The following is a 1,240-nucleotide window of genomic DNA, read 5'->3' as shown; positions in this document are numbered from 1 at the left end:
GAAGGGATGACAGATACTCGATATCGACATTCAACACTAAGTAACCCTGTCGAACGTCATTCACTGAAATTGGCATCAAAATGCGTAGTGACGGACTTAGCGGATAAACCAACTCACCTTTGTCCCTTTCAAGTTCAATCCCCCAAGCTGAGATTTGCTCGTTATCCAAACTCTGCGCGTATTTAAAATACTCTCGCGCAGATTTATCTCGAAGGATCAATGATGGGCCAGCGATGCCGGTTTTGAAATCGTATTTAATGCGAACTTTTTCGGTGCCAGAGGTATCGAGAAAACGGATCTGCTTGTACAGTTTTTGGTTGCGAGCAACCGAGCTCCACATGTTCTCTAAGATGGTCAGATTGGCTTTACTGGGTTCACGTAAGTAATCGTAAAGGCTTTGACTGTGACCAAGTAGGTCGCTGATGGTTTCTATCTGATCTTGAATATTGTTGTATTCGCGCCCAGTGTAAGCCAGTTGGTGTAAGGCTTCTTTGGCGGTGTTTTCAACATTATTCGCTAAGAGGGCTTGGTATTTCTGGTAGTAGTAGGTGGCGGTGAGGGCACTAAAGAATAGTGCTGTCGCCAATAATGTGCCGACCAGCTTTTTTACTTTCACGCGTCCTACAGCCTATGATGCCTACTAAAACGACAATTATATCATTATTTGGCAGCATCTAAACAAAAAGCCACTGTAATACAGTGGCTTTTCGGTCAGATATGAGGCTTGTTAAGGCTTTAACGCTCGTTCTCCACGGGCAATACCTACCACCCCGCTACGTGCTACTTCGACCACTTCGGTGACTTCGGAGATGGCTTGGATGAACGCGTCGAGCTTTTCACTGGTGCCAGCAAGCTGCACGGTGTACTGAGAAGCGGTGACATCCACAATCTGTCCACGGAAGATATCTGCCGTACGTTTCACTTCCGCTCGCGCAAAACCACTGGCTTTCACTTTCACCATCATCAGTTCACGTTCAATGTGTTCAAACTCAGTGACTTCTTGTACTTTCAGTACATCAATCAACTTGTGTAGCTGTTTCTGGATTTGCTCCAGCTGCATTTCATCCGATGTGGTTGTGATGTTCAAACGCGATAACGTTTCGTCATCCGTCGGCGATACGGTCAATGATTCAATGTTGTAACCACGTTGAGAGAACAAGCCGACAACACGAGACAACGCACCCGGTTGGTTTTCCAATAGCAATGAAATAATGTGTCTCATATTAAGTTCTCTCCGTTT

At 45.5% G+C, this 1,240-nt stretch carries 1 protein-coding gene and 1 pseudogene; both read right to left on the bottom strand.

The features are described 5' to 3' along the window. A pseudogene (locus tag R7O12_RS25620) lies at window positions 1-616 on the bottom strand (diguanylate cyclase); the annotation flags it as partial. 111 nt (window positions 617-727) lie between these two features. Further along, window positions 728-1,222 (bottom strand): acetolactate synthase small subunit, encoded by a 495-nt coding sequence (gene ilvN, locus R7O12_RS25615; RefSeq protein WP_005459526.1) that lies wholly within the window; start codon window positions 1,220-1,222, stop codon window positions 728-730. Window positions 1,223-1,240 lie beyond the last annotated feature (18 nt).

This window comes from Vibrio sp. Vb1574 (genome assembly GCF_033338675.1).
This window is presented reverse-complemented; position numbering and strand designations above follow the sequence as displayed.